At 38.2% G+C, this 19,114-nt stretch carries 15 protein-coding genes; 7 read left to right on the plus strand and 8 right to left on the minus strand.

The genetic code is table 11. From position 1 onward, the window contains the following. Positions 1 to 270 precede the first annotated feature (270 nt). From CYTFE_RS0121420 to CYTFE_RS0121440, 5 genes are all read right to left on the minus strand, one after another. Positions 271 to 2,166 (minus strand): carboxypeptidase-like regulatory domain-containing protein, encoded by a 1,896-nt coding sequence (locus CYTFE_RS0121420; protein ID WP_027473494.1) that lies wholly within the window; start codon positions 2,164 to 2,166, stop codon positions 271 to 273. A 239-nt stretch (positions 2,167 to 2,405) separates the two neighbouring features. Then, positions 2,406 to 2,675, minus strand: a complete 270-nt coding sequence (locus tag CYTFE_RS0121425; protein ID WP_152541712.1) for a hypothetical protein — start codon at positions 2,673 to 2,675, stop codon at positions 2,406 to 2,408. Between the two features lie 506 nt (positions 2,676 to 3,181). Next, positions 3,182 to 5,590 (minus strand): TonB-dependent receptor plug domain-containing protein, encoded by a 2,409-nt coding sequence (locus tag CYTFE_RS0121430; protein ID WP_027473496.1) that lies wholly within the window; start codon positions 5,588 to 5,590, stop codon positions 3,182 to 3,184. 8 nt (positions 5,591 to 5,598) lie between these two features. After that, on the minus strand, positions 5,599 to 7,506 hold the full coding sequence (gene dxs, locus CYTFE_RS0121435; RefSeq protein ID WP_027473497.1) for a 1-deoxy-D-xylulose-5-phosphate synthase: 1,908 nt from the start codon (positions 7,504 to 7,506) through the stop codon (positions 5,599 to 5,601). A 4-nt stretch (positions 7,507 to 7,510) separates the two neighbouring features. Then, complete coding sequence (locus CYTFE_RS0121440; RefSeq protein ID WP_154665712.1) at positions 7,511 to 7,684, minus strand: hypothetical protein; 174 nt, start codon at positions 7,682 to 7,684, stop codon at positions 7,511 to 7,513. Between the two features lie 269 nt (positions 7,685 to 7,953). Here CYTFE_RS0121440 and CYTFE_RS0121445 point away from each other — a divergent pair, with 269 nt between their 5' ends. The 3 genes from CYTFE_RS0121445 (at position 7,954) to CYTFE_RS29095 (ending at position 12,037) form a co-directional block, all read left to right on the plus strand. Beyond that, positions 7,954 to 8,967, plus strand: coding sequence for an OmpA family protein (locus CYTFE_RS0121445; RefSeq protein ID WP_027473499.1), 1,014 nt, complete (start codon positions 7,954 to 7,956; stop codon positions 8,965 to 8,967). Next, entirely contained in the window at positions 8,945 to 9,985 is a 1,041-nt protein-coding gene (locus CYTFE_RS0121450; RefSeq protein WP_052522148.1) for a radical SAM/SPASM domain-containing protein, read from the plus strand. Before CYTFE_RS0121445 ends, CYTFE_RS0121450 begins: the two co-directional genes overlap by 23 nt. A gap of 222 nt (positions 9,986 to 10,207) precedes the next feature. Next, positions 10,208 to 12,037 carry an ATP-binding protein gene (locus CYTFE_RS29095; RefSeq protein ID WP_052343351.1) on the plus strand — a complete coding sequence of 610 codons (1,830 nt, stop codon included), beginning with the start codon at positions 10,208 to 10,210 and terminating at the stop codon, positions 12,035 to 12,037. Positions 12,038 to 12,127: 90 nt separating this feature from the next. Here CYTFE_RS29095 and frr read toward each other — a convergent pair whose 3' ends face one another. Beyond that, the gene (frr, locus tag CYTFE_RS0121460) at positions 12,128 to 12,691 is read right to left on the minus strand and encodes a ribosome recycling factor (RefSeq protein WP_027473501.1); all 564 of its coding nucleotides are present in this window, start codon (positions 12,689 to 12,691) and stop codon (positions 12,128 to 12,130) included. A gap of 463 nt (positions 12,692 to 13,154) precedes the next feature. Between frr and CYTFE_RS0121465 the strand changes: the two genes are divergently transcribed. From CYTFE_RS0121465 to CYTFE_RS0121480, 4 genes are all read left to right on the plus strand, one after another. Next, positions 13,155 to 13,832: a succinate dehydrogenase cytochrome b subunit gene (locus CYTFE_RS0121465; RefSeq protein ID WP_027473502.1), complete on the plus strand. Its 678-nt coding sequence runs from the start codon at positions 13,155 to 13,157 to the stop codon at positions 13,830 to 13,832. Between the two features lie 18 nt (positions 13,833 to 13,850). Continuing rightward, positions 13,851 to 15,788 carry a fumarate reductase/succinate dehydrogenase flavoprotein subunit gene (locus CYTFE_RS0121470; protein WP_027473503.1) on the plus strand — a complete coding sequence of 646 codons (1,938 nt, stop codon included), beginning with the start codon at positions 13,851 to 13,853 and terminating at the stop codon, positions 15,786 to 15,788. Between the two features lie 42 nt (positions 15,789 to 15,830). Next, positions 15,831 to 16,586, plus strand: a complete 756-nt coding sequence (locus tag CYTFE_RS0121475) for a succinate dehydrogenase/fumarate reductase iron-sulfur subunit (RefSeq protein ID WP_027473504.1) — start codon at positions 15,831 to 15,833, stop codon at positions 16,584 to 16,586. Between the two features lie 201 nt (positions 16,587 to 16,787). Further along, positions 16,788 to 17,489 (plus strand): hypothetical protein, encoded by a 702-nt coding sequence (locus CYTFE_RS0121480; RefSeq protein WP_027473505.1) that lies wholly within the window; start codon positions 16,788 to 16,790, stop codon positions 17,487 to 17,489. On the opposite strand, the gene CYTFE_RS27605 is transcribed toward CYTFE_RS0121480, so the two are convergent. Both CYTFE_RS27605 and CYTFE_RS0121495 read right to left on the minus strand, forming a co-directional pair. After that, the gene (locus tag CYTFE_RS27605) at positions 17,475 to 18,416 is read right to left on the minus strand and encodes a CPBP family intramembrane glutamic endopeptidase (RefSeq protein WP_152541713.1); all 942 of its coding nucleotides are present in this window, start codon (positions 18,414 to 18,416) and stop codon (positions 17,475 to 17,477) included. The genes CYTFE_RS0121480 and CYTFE_RS27605 overlap by 15 nt on opposite strands. Before the next feature lie 179 nt (positions 18,417 to 18,595). Continuing rightward, positions 18,596 to 19,054: a hypothetical protein gene (locus tag CYTFE_RS0121495; protein ID WP_027473507.1), complete on the minus strand. Its 459-nt coding sequence runs from the start codon at positions 19,052 to 19,054 to the stop codon at positions 18,596 to 18,598. Between the last annotated feature and the right edge of the window lie 60 nt (positions 19,055 to 19,114).

Consider the following 19,114-nt stretch of genomic DNA (forward strand, 5'->3'; position numbering starts at 1 on the left):
CAGTGATCATTTTAATCTGTTAAAGTAGAACTAATAGAACTGCGATTATTTTCGCAACTTTTTTCACCATACTCTTAATTTTAATAGCGTAAGATTAGAATCGTATTATTTTTGATGCGAATTATTTCTAATAATGGTACAAAAGCTGAAATTAGATCTATATATTCTCCTGAAACAACAAAGCGAAAGAATAAAATTAAGCATACAACAAAAATCCCCAAGAGTTGAACGCTTTCTTGGTACAATGGGCAAAGGAAGAAAAGAATTAAACTAAAAACATATACTTATTCCTAAGCTTAGCCCCCAATTATTATTTATCACACCACTAATAGTTGAATCTACACCGTCAATTTGATAGTTAATATCGCTTTGGTTTAATGCTTCGTTTGCCTCGGTTCTGAAGATTCCTTTCGCTTCTTTGATATAAATGGTCTCCTGGGTTTTGTTGGCCCAAAAATAATTGGCTCCCACATTTAAATACAACATTGTTCTTAGTTGAACCATCAGGTTAAATCCAGTTTCATAACCGTGCTGTTTTAAGCCGGTAAAAGCTCGTACTTTATCCGCAGTAAACTTTTTACCACCAAATTTAAACTCGGCATCTGAATTACTTGTGCCCAGGCTTTGTCCGAAATTGCGCCATGAATATCCTAGAGAAATATTTCCGTATACATTTTTGCCTACTGTTTTTATTGGAAGCCTTAGGTTATAGTATAAAGCTCCGGCTTTACTATGGTAAGATTTACTTAATGAAGCATTTGTTTTATATCCAATCCCATGATAGGGTGATAACTTATATATCATCCAGGTCTCAAAATTTAACACAGTACTTGACACATCCAATTGTTTATTAAAATTATGATGTTTGTAACTCAAATTAATTTGAGATGCCGGCATAGAATAATCAAAATAGGTAACTCCAAATGCACCATCAAGTCTGCTCAGTATTTTTATAAGTATCTCCTTTTTACTAGGCTTAGGTGTAGGTTTATTGAATAATTCTTTTGCCATAATAGTATCAATCTCAATAGCATTGGGCATGGTAGCATAATCTTTCCAGTTGCTTTGTGCATATTCAGTAGCTTCGAGTGTGGGTACGTAGCTAATAGGGGTTTGTTGTTCGAAAGGAATTTTTTGCACTGAATCCTTTTGCATTGAAGTAACTACATTTTCATCTATTAAATAATAAATACTATCCTTATGAACAAGCTTTTCTTTATAATAGGATGATTGATAATAGAAAATAGAATCAAGTATGTTGTAATTTACCACAAAATCAAAATCTTTGCCTTTAATGTCGCGGTGCAAACCTAATATATCATTATATCTTTCTTCTATCCATTTATCTGTAGGCTTTAATTCTACCTTTAAATATCCTAAACTTTTCACATCAATATAAAACTTGCCTTTATAACGTAATTTTTTACCCTGCTTAGGTTTAAAAGCTATTACATATACTTTCCTATCATTATAATGCTCTTGCCCTACTAATTTATAATTATAATCTTTATGAGGTTCTAAAAAAATACTACGATTTTTAATAATATCGTCATTATGAATACTATGAACACCTCCATAATAGAAATATCTAAAGTCATCACTTTGCTCAGATTCTCTATACTTTCGGGTTTTCAGAACCTCAACAGTACCATCTGATTTATTGTGGTAGGATGGCTTATAGGCCCGAAGCAAAACTTCATTAAATCTAATATACTCCTCATTACCATTTTGAATGCCTCCACGGCAAAAAACTTGATAGGAGGTGGGAAGGTCAGGGTAATTCTTAGGAATCAAATCATAAGCTTTGCGTAAAAAACTTCGCAGGGTACTATCGGGCATTACGACAACTTCGCTAATGGGGATTAAAGAAGGCTGCAATGCAACATTAGGATTGTTTTTCAGTAGACTTTGCTTTATTTCTTTTGATTGATACCCAATATAACTAAAGCAAATGGTATAATCCTTTCCTTGAGGAATTTTTAGTTTGTAATTTCCATTGGCATCAGATACCGTTCCGTTATAAGTTCCTTTTAGGCTAATATTCACAAAGGGAATGGATTTATGGCTTTGGGCATCGGTAATTTTTCCTTCAAATGTTTGAGCAGAAACAATAATTAATGAAGAAATTAACTCCAAGCATAGAATTATGTAAAGTTTGATTTTCATATTAAAAACACTAGGAAGTCTGCTTGTTAAACAACAGACCTCCTAGTTCAATTTGATATTTAATTAGTATGGTCAGCAACAATAGCTCCAATAAAAAACACCGATAAGCAAAAGTGCAATTACTCCAATGTACACGCGGTTAAACCTCTTGTTATTAACCACAAAATGATTCTCTACCGCATGATTTATTATATCGGCCGGAAATATTTTATCACTCATAAATTAAAAATAGAATAGGTTTAAAACTTTAAAATAGAAGCTTGCATTAAAAATAGGCCACCGTTAATAGTTTGGCATTCCTCGATAGGAACAATTTCAATGGGTGTATTCACCTTAATTTTTAAATTATTAGCGTAATAAAAGGTATTGTACTTTTTCGAGTAGTTGATTTGTACCCCCATTAAGGAGAAGTCCTCCAGTAATTCGTATAATTTGCTACGCGATATTTTTATTCTTTTAGCAAATTGTTCGCCATTACCCGTCTTTTGCGCAGTAATTAATGATGCCATCCTTTTTAGCGGAATGGCCTTTTCATTTAAGATCATTTGGTTGTCCTCCAGTTTAAAGTTTAATGGCTTTCGAAGATTCTTACTTAAGAATAATCTTGTATTGATTTATAGTTAAATTCATATTTAAAAAATAGGAATCAAAAATTTTCAATATTGTTTTGGTCGAATCAAAAATAAGCAAAAATATGTAATGTACAAAACGAAATAGTAGTATGCTAATATTGTATTCAAGCATTAATATTTTATAAAAGCATAAATATTAGTAATACACAATGGTTAAAATGATAGTAAAAAACGTACAATATTATTGTTATTTACATTTGCAAATGTATTAGTATATCTACTCTACTTTTAAGCCATCTTTATCAATCCCCCAGAAAATTCTAACGACTTAGCAGAGCCTTCATTTACTTTATATCCTGCACTTTCAATTTTTACAGCTACCTGTGGGCCTGCAGTTGTTGAAGCTTTTCCTTCAACAACCCCTGTGACCTCTGTTTCTGCAATTAGAATCTTCCTGTTAATGATAGAATTAAGCTTCTACCGGGAGAACTGATTCCGGAAGCAAAAGTTTTGTAGTGTCTATCCAGTATATTCTCTACTGAAGCTTGTATTGTGACAGCATTATGTAGTTGATATTGCGTTGCCAGATTAAAGGTTTGCCAAGCCGGAAAGCCACCGGGCGTTCCTTCATCTTCGTTATCTTCTCCGTAGGGCGACATGTCTTTGTATTTTTTCTCGCCCTGGTAGTGCATGTAAAATTCAGTCTTGAAATTTTTATGTCTGTAATGGACAGTCACCTTCCCAAAGATTGGTGTGATATGTCCCATGGGTTCACCAGTAGAACTCACTTGACCATGGGTGTAATTGAGGGTAGCGCTTACAGATATGTTATGAAAGGGTTGGGCTTGCATTCCTGCCGATAAACCTTTTATGATGGCTTTCTGTTGATTGCTGTTGATATACATACGGTACATATCCCCATCATATTCGATAGAGTCACTTCCTTGATAATTGTAGTATTCGCGAACGATGGCATCGTGTAACCAGGTGTTGTATAAGGTGAGGTTTACAATGAAGTTTTCGTTGTAAAAGCTTTTTTCGGCAGAAAGTTCTGCATTAAAGGCGTATTCCGGTTTTAGGAATGGGTTGGGCATACTTATTTCATCATTTTTGGCCCTAATCTTACCGTAATCATCCACATTGGGAACGCGATAGCCGGATGCTATAACAGCAGAAAGTTTCCAGGAATCTCTGGGTAGGTAAACCATGCCCATACTGGCCGAAGGAGCCTTATTATCCATTATTAGATTGCTAACAATGGGTGTAAATAATTTATCGGCCTTAAACGTAGAGTTGTATTTGAAATACCCAAATCGGATGCCTGTATTGATGTTGACTTTTTCGTGGAGGTTTTTATGGTAGTTTAAATATATGGCATATGATTGAAAGAAGCTACCTCCATTGGGATATCTACTGCTTGCTGTACTGTGCTCCCCCGTTTCTATGTGGGTGTACTTTCCGTGAGAAGACATATCATTAAATAGAATTTCGGCTCCATAGTTTATTTTTGAAGAAGCATTCAGTTTTTTTACCAGATCTAAGTTTAGGCTGTATGCCTCAAGATGTTCTTCTTGTGAAAGCCTGTTGGTATTGTTGAATTTTCTACTATACCTGGATTCCTTTATTTTTTGATAAGCCACAATGGTGTTTATTGACGAAAACCATTGGGTTTCTTTGTTGTACTTGCTCTGGGCTGATGTGAGTAGTCTTTCTTGTGGGCCGTAATAATATTGTGCGTATTTGAGGGTGTTGTTTTTATAGTCGTTGAGCGCATCAAAACGGTTTATATTGGAAGAGGTGGAGTATTGGAAGTTAAAAATAACAGCGTGGTTACGTGAGGTGGCGAATTTAAATTTCTGTAATAAGTCGTATTGTTGGTATCCTGTATATGGTTGAGTATATGGATCTTTATTTGTTATCATTGAGTCTATTCCATTGATTCTTTGGGCATAATGAAACACTTTGCCCCAATTGTCCGGCACATTGCTGCTTTTGTTTTTGCCCATTTTTATATCTCCAAAGTCACTGTATGTAAAGCTGGAAAGAGAAGCCCAATGTTTGAATCCGGCATTTATATGAATGTTGGCTTTGGTGGAGTTGGAGGCACTCATGCTTTGAATGGAGCTTTCAACAGACAGCTCTGTTAAATCATTGTTTGACAAAATCGGATCCTTACTGAAATATCTGACGACGCCGCCCAGTGCATCGCTTCCGTACATGACAGATGATGGGCCGAAAAGAATTTCTGTGTTTTCTAATACATATGGATCGATGGTAATACTATTTTGTAGGTGTCCGCTTCTGTAAATGGCATTGTTCATACGGATGCCATCCATTACCAGTAATACACGATTGGCCTCAAAGCCTCTTAAAATGGGGCTGCCACCACCACTCTGGCTTTTTTGTACGGCCACATAACCGCTGCTGCTTAGAATATCGGCTGCGGTAGGTGTATTTTTAAATTGAATAGTGCGGGGTTGTACCGATTTCAAAAAATAAGGAATATTTTTTTTGTTTTCTTGTGTACGGGAAGCAGAAACCACGAACTCATCCAGGGTAAATATTTTGGGGCATAGGGTGATATATTTAGGAAGTTGTTTCTTGGAGCTTAGCACATAAAGTTCATAAGCAGGGTGTTTAAACCAGAGATGGGCGTCCCGTTTAAAAAGAGATATGTCCACTATTCCGTCGTCGTTGGTTCCGGCAGTCATGGTCTCTGTCTCGTCAAAAACCATTACGTTTGATACAGGCATATGTATGTCAGCATCAACAACTTTAATGGTTTGCGCCAGCGGAGAAACACAAATTAGTAGGAAAGTAAAGAGTAAACAGTGTTTATGTATTTGATACATGGTTTAAATTACGGTTGTTGAAACATGCTTTTAGCGGTTTCTATCATTCCTTGTTTATCAAAACCGCATTCATGCTGTAATTCTGTTTGGGTACCATGGTCAACAAATCTATCGGGAACACCTAGTTTTTTTACCTGTGCCGAATAGCCGTTTTCCACCATGAACTCAATAACAGCACTACCTATTCCTCCAATAATCGTTCCATCTTCTACTGTAATTATTTTTTTGTATTTTTTAAATACCTCGTGTAGGAGCTTCTCGTCAATGGGTTTGGCAAACCTCAGGTCGTATAAACCAGTAGATATGCCTTCGTCATCTAGCTTGTGACATGCTTGTAATGCCTTGTTGGCCAATGGTCCTATGGTGATAAAAGCCAGGTCGTCACCATCTTTTAGTTTTTCACCCTTGCCCACCTCAATCTTCTTAAAGGGGGTTTTCCATTGTGTGGTGGTGCCTGTACCTCTGGGATAACGAATGGCAAAGGGTCCCATGTTGGGTAATTGTGCCGTGTACATCAGGTTACGCAGTTCCTCTTCGTTACGAGGTGAAGAAACAATTAGGTTAGGTACCGGGCGGAAAAAGGCCAGGTCGTATACCCCATGATGGGTGGCTCCGTCAGCTCCTACGAGGCCTCCTCTGTCCAGGCAAAAAACAACATTTAGATTTTGTATCGCCACGTCATGTATTACCTGATCGTAGGCTCTTTGCATAAATGAGGAGTAGATATTGCAGTAGGGCACCATGCCTTCTATGGCCAGGCCGGCAGAGAATGTTACTGCGTGTTGCTCTGCAATACCTACATCAAAAGCCCTATCTGGCATCTTCTCCATCATGATATTTAAGGAACAACCAGAGGGCATGGCAGGAGTGATGCCCATTATTTTTTTGTTTTTTTCGGCTAATTCCACAATGGTATGCCCAAATACTTCCTGGTATTTAGGCGGCTTGGGTTTGTTGGAAGTGTGATCCAGTTTTTCACCTGTGTTTTTGTCGAACTTGGCTCCTGTTGCATGCCAGGCTGTTTGGTTTTCTTCGGCTAACTTAAAGCCCTTGCCTTTTTTTGTTTTGCAATGCAAGACCTTAGGTCCTGGGATGTTCTTTAGGTCTTGAAGTACTTTCACCAAGTGGTTAATGTCATGTCCATCAACAGGGCCGAAATACCTAATATTTAGGCCTTCGAATATATTGGTCTGCTTGGTGAGCAGTGATTTGATGCTATTATTGATGGCAACAATTTTATGCCGTGAATCGGGGCCGGTAATCTTAAGCTTCTCCAGCCCTCTTATTACTTCTTTTCTTATTTTATTATATGTCTGCGAGGTTGATATGTCTACCAGGTAATCGCTCAGTCCTCCGGTGTTGGGGTCGATGGCCATGTTGTTGTCATTTAATATGATCAACATGTTAGATTTTGAGCTGCTTAGGTTGTTAAGTCCTTCAAAGGCCAGGCCAGCGGTCATACTGCCATCTCCAATAACCGCTACAACATGCTTGTCGTCCTCGTTATTTGCTTTGGCAGCGATGGACATTCCCAGGGCTGCAGATATGGAGGTAGAAGAGTGTCCTACACCAAAAGCATCGTATTCACTTTCGGTAATATTCGGAAATCCGCTTAAACCTTTATACTTTCTGTTGGTGTGAAAATTATTTTTACGGGCAGTCAATATTTTGTGTCCATATGCCTGATGACCCACATCCCATATGATTTTATCATAAGGTGTATTGTAAACGTAATGAAGAGCAACGGTCAGTTCAACGACACCCAGACTTGCGCCAAAGTGACCCGGGTTGCAAGATACAGCATCGATAATAAAATCCCGTAGCTCGGCACATATCTGTTCAAGATCCTTTTCGCTAAATTTCTTTAAGTCGTCAGGGGTGTTAATCTGCTCAAGCTTGCTGTTCCCTTTTTTCATTGGTTTAAATTTGTGTAGTGTACAGATAATCAGCCAAGCTTACCAATGCTTTTTTTAGCTTGATTATATGTTCCGGTTGTTCCTGTGTCATTTTTTTGTTAATGGGTAAAAAAATATCGGGCACAAATATAATACTTTGGGGTGAATTAATAGGTGTCGAATGTCTGCATTTTGCCATAATCAGATATTTGAGGGGTAGGGAAGGATTGGGCACCTAAGATCTTTAATCTTTCAAAAATTATAGTGATATTTGGATCCATGAATCAGGATTGTTATAAACAAATGGAAAGCTTTGGTTATCTCAATAAATCAAAAGTAGTATGGAAATTATTTCACACACAGGACAATGAAATACATCGTATTCATGAATGTCCTTACATGTGAAATTTGGTGAACAATGACTTTAATTGAGAGATTCATATGACCATTGAAAGATAAATTTTAAACATGAAAATACATTTTATATTAGTGACGCTGGTTTTGCTTGGATTGTTTTCTTGCGTTCCGCTTAAACAATTTCAGGAGTTACAGCAAAGCGAGAAGGATTGCATGGCAGCCCAGAGAAGACTGGAGGCAGAGGTTCAGGATCTGGAGGTGGATAATGATGAGTTAAAAGCCGATATTGAGCGGATGAAAAAAGCCTTGGCCATGTTGGAAAAGGATACCCTAAGGTTGGCTAAACAAAATTGGTCTTTAAAGAATAGAAATAAAGAACTGTTATCAAAGTATAATTCTTTTTTAGAGAATTCTTCCCTTAAGAATCGTTCGGGTGAATCTGCTGAGTTGTTGGCTCATTTACAATCTTTGCATGAACAGTTGCAGAAAAGAGAGGATGCCTTGCTTTTGGCCGAAAGGGAATTGGCCGATAAACAACATAGTCTGGAAGTGGCCTCTTCGGAATTGGATGTGATGCAAGATGAGCTTGCCCGCAGAAATAGACGTCTTACCGAATTGGAACGTGCCCTTTCTGAAAAGGATTCTATGATGAATGCATTGAGAAATACTGTGGCGAATGCATTAACAGACTTTGGAAGTGATGAGCTTGAGGTGCATATCAAAAATGGAAAGGTTTATGTTTCGATGGAGGAAAAGCTTTTGTTTGGTTCAGGTAGTTATCAGGTGAGTGCAATTGGGGTAGGAGCCCTGAAGAAGATAGCTGGTGTATTGGAGCAGAAACCAGATATTAATGTGCTGGTGGAAGGACATACAGATGATGTGCCATATAAAAGTGGTGTATTGCTTGATAATTGGGATCTAAGTGTGAAAAGAGCCACCTCGGTGACCCGTATATTACTGCAAAATGCCCATATTGAGCCGTCGCGTATAACAGCTGCCGGCAGGAGTGAGTTTGTCCCCATTGACGAGGCTAAAACACCTGAGGCCCGAAGAAAGAATCGAAGAACAGAAATTATTTTGTCACCTAATCTTAATCAAGTATTTGATATTCTCGAAACAAATTAGAACGCAGCTGGTAGCAAGCCGTATTGCATGGATGTATTTGCGAACGATTAGTTGGGTACGAATCATTAATATTGTTCAGTTGCAACTCTCGTATGTATATAGTGCTCTGCTAAAACGTGCTTGTATTTGGGGAAGACCCTGGGCCGTAAGTATTGAGCCATTGAATGTTTGTAACCTGCAATGCCCCGAATGTCCAACGGGTTTGCGAACGCTCAGTAGACATAAGGGTATGGTTGATGTAAAACGATACCAAACCATGTTGCATCATATTGGAAAAACAGTGTGGCATGTGAATCTCTATTTCCAGGGCGAGCCGTTCATGCATCCAGATTTTTTTGCACTGGTGAAAGAAGCAAAAAAAGCCAGACTTGTTGTTGAGACATCGACCAATGCTCAATTTTTATCCTATCAGCAGGCTATAAAAACGGTAAAAAGCGGACTGGATATTTTGGTGGTATCGTTGGATGGTATGACCCAGCCTGTATATGAAGAATATAGAGTTGGTGGCCAATTGTCAAAAGTATTGGATGGCATCTTGAACTTGGTAAAGGCCAAAAGGGAGCTGGGCTTAAACAAGCCTATTATACGTGCGCAATTTATTGCCTTTCATCATAACCAACATCAGATTGGAGAATTCAAGAAGACAGTATGGGCTATGGGTGTGGATATGGTTGAAGTTAAAAAAGCACAGATTTATGGGGTGGAAAACAAAGTTCATATGCTTCCTACGGATGCACGTCTCTCTAGATATAAGGTAAATCATGATGGATCGGTTGGTTTGGGAGACCAGTATAAAAATAAGTGCTGGAAACATTGGAGTTCTGCTGTGCTTACCTGGGAGGGCGATTTGCTGCCTTGTTGCTTTGATAAGGACGCCAAATATATAATGGGTAATATATATGAGCAAAGCATGGTTGAAGTGTGGAGTACTCCTGCTTATTTGAGTTTTAGGCGAAATATTCTTTTGCATCAAAACGAAATAGATATTTGTAATAATTGCCCACTGAGTCGTAAATAGCGTCAAAATATAGTTCGGACTTATATAATTCGCTTTATTTTAACAGATTGTATTCTTATGGGGGTCGTTTAGTATTACAGGGTTATGTTTCTCTATCAAAGAGCTGTTATTTTTATGAATTTAAATTTGATATAAAGTGGAAAGTTTTACCTTTATAGCACAATTCGTGAGTGAGGACTTTAGCGTGCAGGTTATGTTTTAAGCAACCCTGCTTTTTTATTTATGACTACAGAAAAGAGTAAAACCATAAGACGGATTAATGTTTGGGTTAAAAGGAAGTTGGGTCCTACAACTGTTCCTTCGGGAGGTGGTTTTCATTATTGGAGAGAACGGGTGTTTCATTATTTTACCTTGGCCTTAATAGCTATAGGCTTAGTAGCTTATTTGTATTATACCCTTTCCTTTTTGCAAGACGAAAACTATGTGGCGGCCATATCTAGTTCATTGTTCTTTTTAAGTGTGCTTTTTACAGGACTGGTGCGCACACTTCCTTTTCGTATAAGGGTGTTTTGGATTGCGGCTTCGGTCTATCTTTTGGGTGGATTTTTGTTTGTTGAAAATGGCCCGGCTTCATTGGGTCTTGTATTGTTGCTTTCTTATTCTGTATTGTCAGGTATGATGCTCGGTCGCAGAGGAAGTGTAAATTCAATTTTTTTTAATGGACTACTCTTTTTAGTTGTTGGTGTCGTTGGTTATCTGGGGCTTTTTCAGGTGAAATTGCTGCAGGAGATCAGTTTTGCTTTTTATATCAACTTATGTGTTCTGTTTGTATTTGTGAATATTATTACCTTGTTTCCAATGGTATCTTTTATTAATGGAATGCGTTTTTCCTTTGAAAAGGAACATCGTTACCAGCACATATTGGGCAGAGAACGGGAGAAATTAATGAGAGCTATTGTAAAAGCCGAAGAGTCGGATGTACTAAAGAATTCTTTTTTGTCCAATATGTCGCATGAAATACGTACTCCCATGAATGCGATACTTGGCTTTAGTAATCTATTGTCACACAAAGAAATAAGTAATCCTGAAAAAGAAGAGTTTGTAAATTTGATTAACCTGAATGTGAAAAATCTTTTAACCATTGTTGAGGACTTAATTGATATTTCTAAGATAGACAGTGGTCAATTGCAGATTCGTAATTCTGCCGTTTGTCTGCATGAGGTGCTGGATGATGTTTATACCAGTTTCTATAAAGATATACAACGAAGGGGACAAATGAACATTAAGTTGTATTTGAAAGAGGGAATCGCCGATAGAAATACCATGATATTAACCGATGGAGCTAGGTTGAAACAAGTGTTGGTTAATTTGGTGGGAAATGGTATCAAATTTACAGACCGGGGTTTTGTGGAATTTGGGTATGAACTCAAAAATGAAGAGGTCCTGCAATTTTATGTTAAGGATACAGGTATTGGATTGCCCGTAGGTAAAGAAGATCGGATATTTGAACGTTTTTATAAATTCTCGGAAGGAAGACAAACGCTTTATGGCGGAACAGGAATTGGTTTGTCACTTGTGAAAGACCTGCTGGATTTAATGGGAGGTAAAATATGGATTGAATCAGAACCCAATATAGGCACTACTTTTTATTTCACCATTCCATACCACAAGGTGAGGAATGTAAAGGCGAAGTACGAAATACAAAAGAAAGATAATGTGTATAATTGGGAAGGAAAAACCTTTTTAATTGCGGAGGATGAGGAAGATAATTTTAGATATCTGGAGGTAGCCCTATCGATCTCCAATGCCAGTTTGATATGGGCACGTACCGGTGCTGAGGCGGTTGATATTTTTAATAGGATTGATAATATAGATCTGGTACTGATGGATATTAAAATGCCTGAGATGGATGGTTACGATGCTACACGTGAAATTAAGAAACAGAAACGCAACGTGCCGGTTATAGCGCAAACGGCTTATGCCATGTCAGAAGAGCGTGAGAAATCGATATTGGCCGGGTGTGATGATTATATTGCCAAGCCTATTGGTTACGAGAGTTTGTTGAAAACCATACATAAATATGTTCCAGGAACAGAAGAAACACTTATATAGTGGCTGAAAAAAAGCAGGGGAGGCGTGGCGCTAATAAAAAAGGTCAACTATTATATAGCTGACCTTTGGATAACTTATAAATATGATACCTTATATGGTAAGGATATCTTTCTCTTTTTTATCAACCTGTTGATCTATAACTTTCGAATACTGGTCGGTAAGTTTTTGAACTTCAGCCTCAGCATCTTTCTCCATGTCTTCAGAAAGTCCTTCTTTTTGCATTTTCTTAAGCTCTAGGTTACTTTCCTTTCTTACATTACGCAGGCTTATTTTGGCATCTTCACCTTCTTTTTTCACTTGTTTAACCAGGTCTTTACGGCGTTCTTCAGTTAATGCGGGAACGTTGATGCGAATCATTTCGCCGTTGTTCTCAGGGTTTAAACCTAGGTTGGCCAGCATAATGGCTTTTTCAATAGGTTCAATCATTGCTTTTTCCCACGGCTGAACGGCTATTGTTCTAGGGTCAGGTGTGTTTACGTTGGCCACCTGTTGAAGGGGGGTCATCGATCCGTAGTAGTCTACCATGATACCTTCTAGCATGCCTGGGCTTGCTTTGCCTGCTCTAATTTTTACCAATTGGTGCTCTAGGTGAGAGATGGCTTTTTCCATCTTCTCTTTCGCCATTTCCATCACTATTTGAATTTCTTCTGTCATAGCCTAAATATAAATTACCGTGTGAATGTTTCTATTATGTAATATCAACAAAGCTAGTGGATAATACTCGCTTGTTTATGCAAAAGTAAAAAACTTTGGCTGAATTTAAAAAGGGACATTATTATTTGAGTTTGCTTTTTATAGCAGTCTAAATTGTTTGGGTATCACATGATGATATTTGTGGGGTTTGCTTTAGTGGATGCATTTTTTTATTTTGTCACGTAAAATATCGAACAACTATTTGTTAAATAATGTTACAATGGTCGGTTAGAAAGCTGTTTTTGTGTATTTTCAGGTTGGGTAACTGTTTAATAAATAGCTAATTTATTAGAAGTGCTTAGACCGAATTTAAATAGAGATTTATTTCTTTATTTCCATTGCAAAAAACCGTTAACAAACTACCTTTGCATTCGCAAATACAAGACTATAGTATAATTTTTAGAGATTTTAATATTTAAACTGTATGAGTAATTTATTTAGTTCCTCAATTGGAAAAAAGCTCTTGATGAGTATTTCGGGGCTTTTCTTGATTATCTTTTTGATAGTCCACCTTTCCATTAACTTAACGTTATTGGTGCCTGATGGCGGCGAGACTTTTAATGTGGCGGCAAACTTCATGGCTTTACCGCTTATTAAATTTGGTCTTCAGCCCATTTTAGCTTTGGGTTTTATTGTGCATATTTTTTATGGAGGTTTGTTGACCGCACAAAACAATAAAGCGCGCGGAAATAGTAGGTATGCTTCTGGCAACAATACCAAAGAGGTTATGTGGGCATCTAAAAACATGTGGATTTTAGGTCTTACAATTCTTGCTTTTTTAACAGTTCACATTATTGATTATTGGGTACCTCTCCAAATTACTCACGGTGCTCAATCAACAACAATTGGAGGTGTGGAAATGCATGATACTTACGCTTTGGTAAAAGCAAATCTGCAAAATCCTTTGAAGGCCATTCTTTATATTATTGGTTCTTTAGGGTTGGCCTTACACTTAACGCATGGTTTTTGGTCGGCTTTCCAAACTTTAGGAGCCAGCAATAGTATCTGGCGTAAACGATGGACCGTTATCGGTACTGTGTTTGCTTGGGTAATTAACCTTGGTTTTATTGTGATCGCAGTTTATTTTATGTTGTTTTCTTAATCCTTTAATTCTTAAGAAATGAAGTTAGATTCAAAGATACCTGAAGGGCCGTTGGCTCAGAAATGGGATAATTATAAGGCCGGCCAAAAGTTGGTGAACCCCGCAAATAAAAGAAACTTAGATATTATTGTTATTGGTACCGGATTAGCTGGTGCATCGGCTGCTGCTTCTTTTGGTGAAATGGGTTTTAAAGTAAAAAACTTTACCATACAAGATTCTCCTCGTCGTGCACACTCTATTGCTGCGCAAGGAGGTATCAATGCTGCTAAAAACTATCCCAATGATGGTGACTCTGTTCATCGTTTATTTTATGATACTGTAAAAGGTGGTGATTACCGGGCTCGTGAAGCCAATGTTTATCGTTTGGCACAAGTGAGTAATGACATCATTGACCAGTGTGTGGCTCAAGGTGTTCCTTTTGCTCGTGAATATGGTGGTACACTTGATAACCGTTCTTTTGGTGGTGCGCAAGTAAGTCGTACTTTTTATGCCAAAGGACAAACAGGTCAACAATTGTTGATTGGTGCTTACCAAGCGTTGATGCGTCAGGTAAATGCGGGTACGGTTGATATGTATACGCGTACTGAAATTGTGGATTATGTGATTGTAGACGGAAAAGCACGTGGTGTGATTGCTCGTGACCTTGTGACTGGTGAGTTTTCTCGTCACTTTGGACATGCTGTTGTTATGGCTACAGGTGGTTATGGTAATACATTCTTCCTTTCAACCAATGCCATGGGCTCTAACGGTTCAGCGGCCATTAAAGCATACCAAAAAGGTGCTGCCTTTGCAAATCCTTGTTTTGCGCAAATTCACCCTACTTGTATTCCTGTACATGGAGAGTTTCAATCTAAGTTAACGCTGATGTCTGAATCATTACGTAATGATGGTCGTATCTGGGTTCCTAAAAAGAAAGAAGATGCGGAGGCTATTCGTGCAGGTAAGAAAAAGGCAACGGATCTGTCAGAAGAAGAACGCGATTATTACTTGGAAAGAAGATACCCCGCTTTTGGTAACTTGGTTCCTCGTGACGTGGCTTCTCGTGCTGCTAAAGAACGATGTGATGCAGGCTTTGGTGTGGGTACTACAGGTCTGGCTGTTTATTTGGATTTTAAAACAGCCATTGAACGTTTGGGTGAAGATACCATCCGTGCACGTTACGGAAACCTTTTCCAAATGTATGAGAAGATTGTTGATGATAACCCTTACAAAGAGCCGATGATGATTTATCCGGCTATTCACTATACCATGGGAGGTATTTGGGTTGACTATGAATTGCAAACCACAGTTCCCGGTTTGTTTGCCGCTGGTGAAGCTAACTTCTCTGATCATGGTGCGAACCGTCTAGGTGCCTCAGCATTGATGCAAGGTTTAGCTGATGGATATTTCGTACTTCCTTATACAATCCAAAATTATTTGGCAGACGATATTCGTACGCCTCGTATGACCGGTGACGAAAAAGAATTTGTGGAAGCCGAAGCAGCTGCTAAAGCTAAATTCGAAAAATTACTATCCATAAAAGGGAATCGTTCTGTGGACAGTTTACACAAAGAACTAGGATTGGTGATGTGGGATTTTGTGGGTATGGCACGTAACAAGAAAGGTCTGGAAGAGGCAATTGAAAAAATTGCAGCCATTAAAAAAGAATTCTGGACGAACGTTAAAATACCGGGATCAGGAAAAGGTATGAATGTGGAGCTTGAAAAAGCATCTCGTTTGGCTGACTTTATTACAACAGGCGATTTGATGGCACGTGATGCTCTGAACCGTGAAGAGTCATGTGGAGGCCACTTCCGTGAAGAGTTCCAAACAGAAGAAGGTGAAGCACTTCGTCAGGATGATAAGTTTGCTTATGCCGCTTGTTGGGAGTATCAAGGTGAAGATAAAGCGCCTGTAATGCATAAAGAAGACCTTACGTTTGAGGTGGTGAAAGTAGCACAACGTAACTACAAATAATAGCGTAGGTTAATTGAATGTTCAATAGTTAAACAGAGAAAAATGGATAATAATATAAGTTTGACTCTAAAAGTTTGGCGTCAGAACGATGCACAAGATAAGGGTCGTTTTGAAACATACAAACTGGAGGCAGTATCTACCGATAGTTCATTCCTTGAAATGATGGACATTTTGAATGAACAATTGATCGGAGAAGGAAAAGAACCTGTAGCATTTGATCACGATTGTCGTGAAGGTATTTGTGGTATGTGTTCATTATACATCAATGGACGCCCTCATGGACCGGATGACGATGTTACTACTTGTCAGTTGCACATGCGTAAGTTCAAAGATGGTGAGACTATTACCATTGAACCATGGCGTTCGGCCGGTTTTCCTGTGATAAAGGATTTGATTGTAAATCGTTCTGCTTTTGATGAGATTATTGCTGCCGGAGGTTATACTTCTATCAGTACTGGAGGTGTACCTGATGCCAATGCGATTCCTATTCCTAAAGATGACGCTGATGAAGCAATGGATGCCGCTTCTTGTATTGGTTGTGGTGCTTGTGTAGCTACTTGTAAAAATGGATCCGCTATGCTGTTTGTTTCTGCCAAAGTAAGCCACCTGGCCTTGTTACCACAAGGTAGAGTGGAAGCTGCTCGCAGAGCTAAAGCAATGGTGAGCAAGATGGATGAATTGGGCTTTGGTAATTGTACCAATACCGGAGCTTGTGAGGTAGAATGTCCTAAAGGAATCTCAATTTCAAATATTGCACGCTTAAATCGAGAATTCTTGGCTGCTAAATTGCAAGACTAAGCATATATAATATTAGTAATAACGGCTATTCTGTTAACAGGGTGGCCGTTATTTTTTTGTGGCAACTGTAGGTCATGTTCATTTTAAGAGCCGTAGGTAAAAAAAACATAGTGATTGGCGAATTCTATTAGGGTATGGTTTGTAGTTACTTGTATTTTTTTATAAATTCGGTGCGAATGCTTCACTACAAAAATATTATTGATGCCCTACAGACGACTTCCCAATACCGACCAGGCTCGGTTACGTGCATTAAAAGCTGCTTTAGAGAAAGGTAGGCAAAATTATCCCTATGATTTGGCCTATTCGCAACAGCTATACCTGGATATACAAGGCGTACTTCCCCAGTTTGAACAGATTGTTTCTCAGTATAATTTTAGCAAGGAGCGCCAGGCAAAATATGGTAAACTATTGGCCGATCAATTTAAGGAGGCCAGGATTTATGTTTCTCATTTTATTCAGGTGCTTAATTTCTGTATCATCAGAAAGGAACTAAAGCCGGAAGTGAGGAAAATGTTTGGTCTGGATGTGGACGATAAATCAGTACCTGATCTAAGTACTGAGCAACTCCTGCTTCATTGGGGAAAAAAGGTGGTAGAAGGTGAAGAGCGTAGGATGATGACCGGAGGTACCCGGATATATAATCCATCTATTGCACTGGTAAAAGTTAAGTTTGAAAAGTTTGTGGAGTATTTCAACAATCATAAAAACTTACTTCAGACTACTCAAAAGATGCATGAGAAGGTGGTTGATATGCGTGACAGAATCGATCACTTAATTGTAAAAATATGGAATGGGGTAGAAGAGTGTTATAAGGACTTGCCCGGCGATCAACGACGCAGTAAGTGTGCTCATTATGGAGTGGTTTATATGTTTCGTAAGGATGAAAAATCAACTTCCTTGTGAGGTGCTGGAAGCATGATTTCGACCTTTTCTGTTCTTTGTAAACCAAAGGCATAGGTATAGCAATGTGATGATTCCCATGATGCTTAATACTACCCAAATCATCTGGGGATATTCGTTTCCTACAATTAAAGGATTATCGTTGGTTGTGCTGTTGCTTGCATAGTGTTGGTATAAAATAAAGGCCATAAAGTTATTGGTAAAATGAGCCAGGATTGGTAGCCATATGTTCCTTCCATATACCATCAAGTATCCAAAAAGTACACCGAGAATAAAGCGGGGGAGGAAACCGAAAAATTGAATATGAATAGCACTAAATAACAGAGCGCTTAGGATTACAGAAAAGTGTTTGTTCTTTAGAATTTTGTTAAAAAGGTGTTGTAGGGAGCCTCTGAACATGAGTTCTTCTCCAATGGCGGGTATCACAGCAATGATAATAGCATTTATAATTGTCTGGGACCAACCCTTGGCTGAAAGAAAAATTTCAGTGGCTTGCATGGCTGCATTCTCCTTGTCTTTCATCCACTCTTCAATATGTAGCCATGATTCAGGTAAAACAATTCCGTTGTTAAATACGCCCAAAAAACTGATGAATGGTTGTGCCACTATAACAAGCAGAATGGCTACGATGGCTAGTGTGGAGTTAATGTTGATTTCTCGAAAGTGCCGAAGTGTGATTTGCCCACTTGTTATATACTCAAAGATGATGGGGGGCGCAATAAACAAAGCAATACTTTGTAATACTTGAAAGTATTTTAAGAAAGCTACATTGTTTAAAAGTTGTCCCGTGTCGGTAAGGGCTTCTGTTCCCCAAATAGGAAAAGCTAACAGGGTGCCTGCCAGCGAAATAATAAACCAGCTGAGTAGTGTTATGATGATCAATAACAAAAGCTTTTGTGATGGTGGTGTGTGGCTGAAAAATTGTTTCACGTTTAACCTGATTTTGGGTAAACAATATAGGGGCAATTCACGAAAATTGAAAGCGGAGAGCAGAAAAGTCAGTGCATTTTTGTATGCTCTTGGCAATGATCGGCTCTCATATCTGATTGTAGCAAGAGCTACGGTGTTTTTGAAAGTGTTGAATAGGCAGTGTATGTTGTCATTTGTTGTTATGCAAGCTTCTGTGGTATGAATTTGCCAATGAGCTGGGCTTTAATACTCTTTTCTATTTGGTTTACTTTAGCTTTGTTGTCCATATTATTATGCAATGCAGGGTAATTTAAAAATGTTTCATAGAACTTTACTTGTTCAAAGTAGTTCAATTTAATTTTTGTAGGTGTGGTTAAATACATTTTTACCCAAAAATTAAGGGGGCGATTGATGTTAACCACCTGTAATCCTTTAATTTTGTAAAAGTAATCCATTGCCAGCTCATCGCTAAGTCTATTATTACTTAATTTGTGGATTTCACTGATAATTCTCTTTTTGTTTTGTTCACTTCCCGAAAATAGAATATTTTCGATGATAGGTAGCGCTTTCTTCTCTGCAATTAACCGCATGATTGATTTATGGGTCAATATAATGGTGGCAGTTATTACGATTACCAATGTGATAATTATATAAATCATTTCTTTAGTATTGAATTAGCTATCCTTACGGATCCTATTTGGTTTCTTTGTACTGGTTAT

It is taken from the genome of Saccharicrinis fermentans DSM 9555 = JCM 21142 (assembly GCF_000517085.1).
Classification (GTDB): Bacteria; Bacteroidota; Bacteroidia; order Bacteroidales; family Marinilabiliaceae; genus Saccharicrinis; species Saccharicrinis fermentans.

Coding starts and splice junctions, on each gene's coding strand:
- CYTFE_RS29095 (WP_052343351.1), top strand. CDS start 10,208: ATGACTACAGAAAAGAGTAAAACCATAAGACGGATTAATGTTTGGGTT.
- CYTFE_RS0121445 (WP_027473499.1), top strand. CDS start 7,954: ATGAAAATACATTTTATATTAGTGACGCTGGTTTTGCTTGGATTGTTT.
- CYTFE_RS0121495 (WP_027473507.1), bottom strand. CDS start 19,054: ATGATTTATATAATTATCACATTGGTAATCGTAATAACTGCCACCATT.
- CYTFE_RS0121425 (WP_152541712.1), bottom strand. CDS start 2,675: ATGGCATCATTAATTACTGCGCAAAAGACGGGTAATGGCGAACAATTT.
- CYTFE_RS0121430 (WP_027473496.1), bottom strand. CDS start 5,590: ATGTATCAAATACATAAACACTGTTTACTCTTTACTTTCCTACTAATT.
- CYTFE_RS0121465 (WP_027473502.1), top strand. CDS start 13,155: ATGAGTAATTTATTTAGTTCCTCAATTGGAAAAAAGCTCTTGATGAGT.
- CYTFE_RS0121480 (WP_027473505.1), top strand. CDS start 16,788: ATGCCCTACAGACGACTTCCCAATACCGACCAGGCTCGGTTACGTGCA.
- dxs (WP_027473497.1), bottom strand. CDS start 7,506: ATGAAAAAAGGGAACAGCAAGCTTGAGCAGATTAACACCCCTGACGAC.
- CYTFE_RS0121420 (WP_027473494.1), bottom strand. CDS start 2,166: ATGAAAATCAAACTTTACATAATTCTATGCTTGGAGTTAATTTCTTCA.
- CYTFE_RS0121475 (WP_027473504.1), top strand. CDS start 15,831: ATGGATAATAATATAAGTTTGACTCTAAAAGTTTGGCGTCAGAACGAT.
- frr (WP_027473501.1), bottom strand. CDS start 12,691: ATGACAGAAGAAATTCAAATAGTGATGGAAATGGCGAAAGAGAAGATG.
- CYTFE_RS0121440 (WP_154665712.1), bottom strand. CDS start 7,684: ATGGCAAAATGCAGACATTCGACACCTATTAATTCACCCCAAAGTATT.
- CYTFE_RS0121470 (WP_027473503.1), top strand. CDS start 13,851: ATGAAGTTAGATTCAAAGATACCTGAAGGGCCGTTGGCTCAGAAATGG.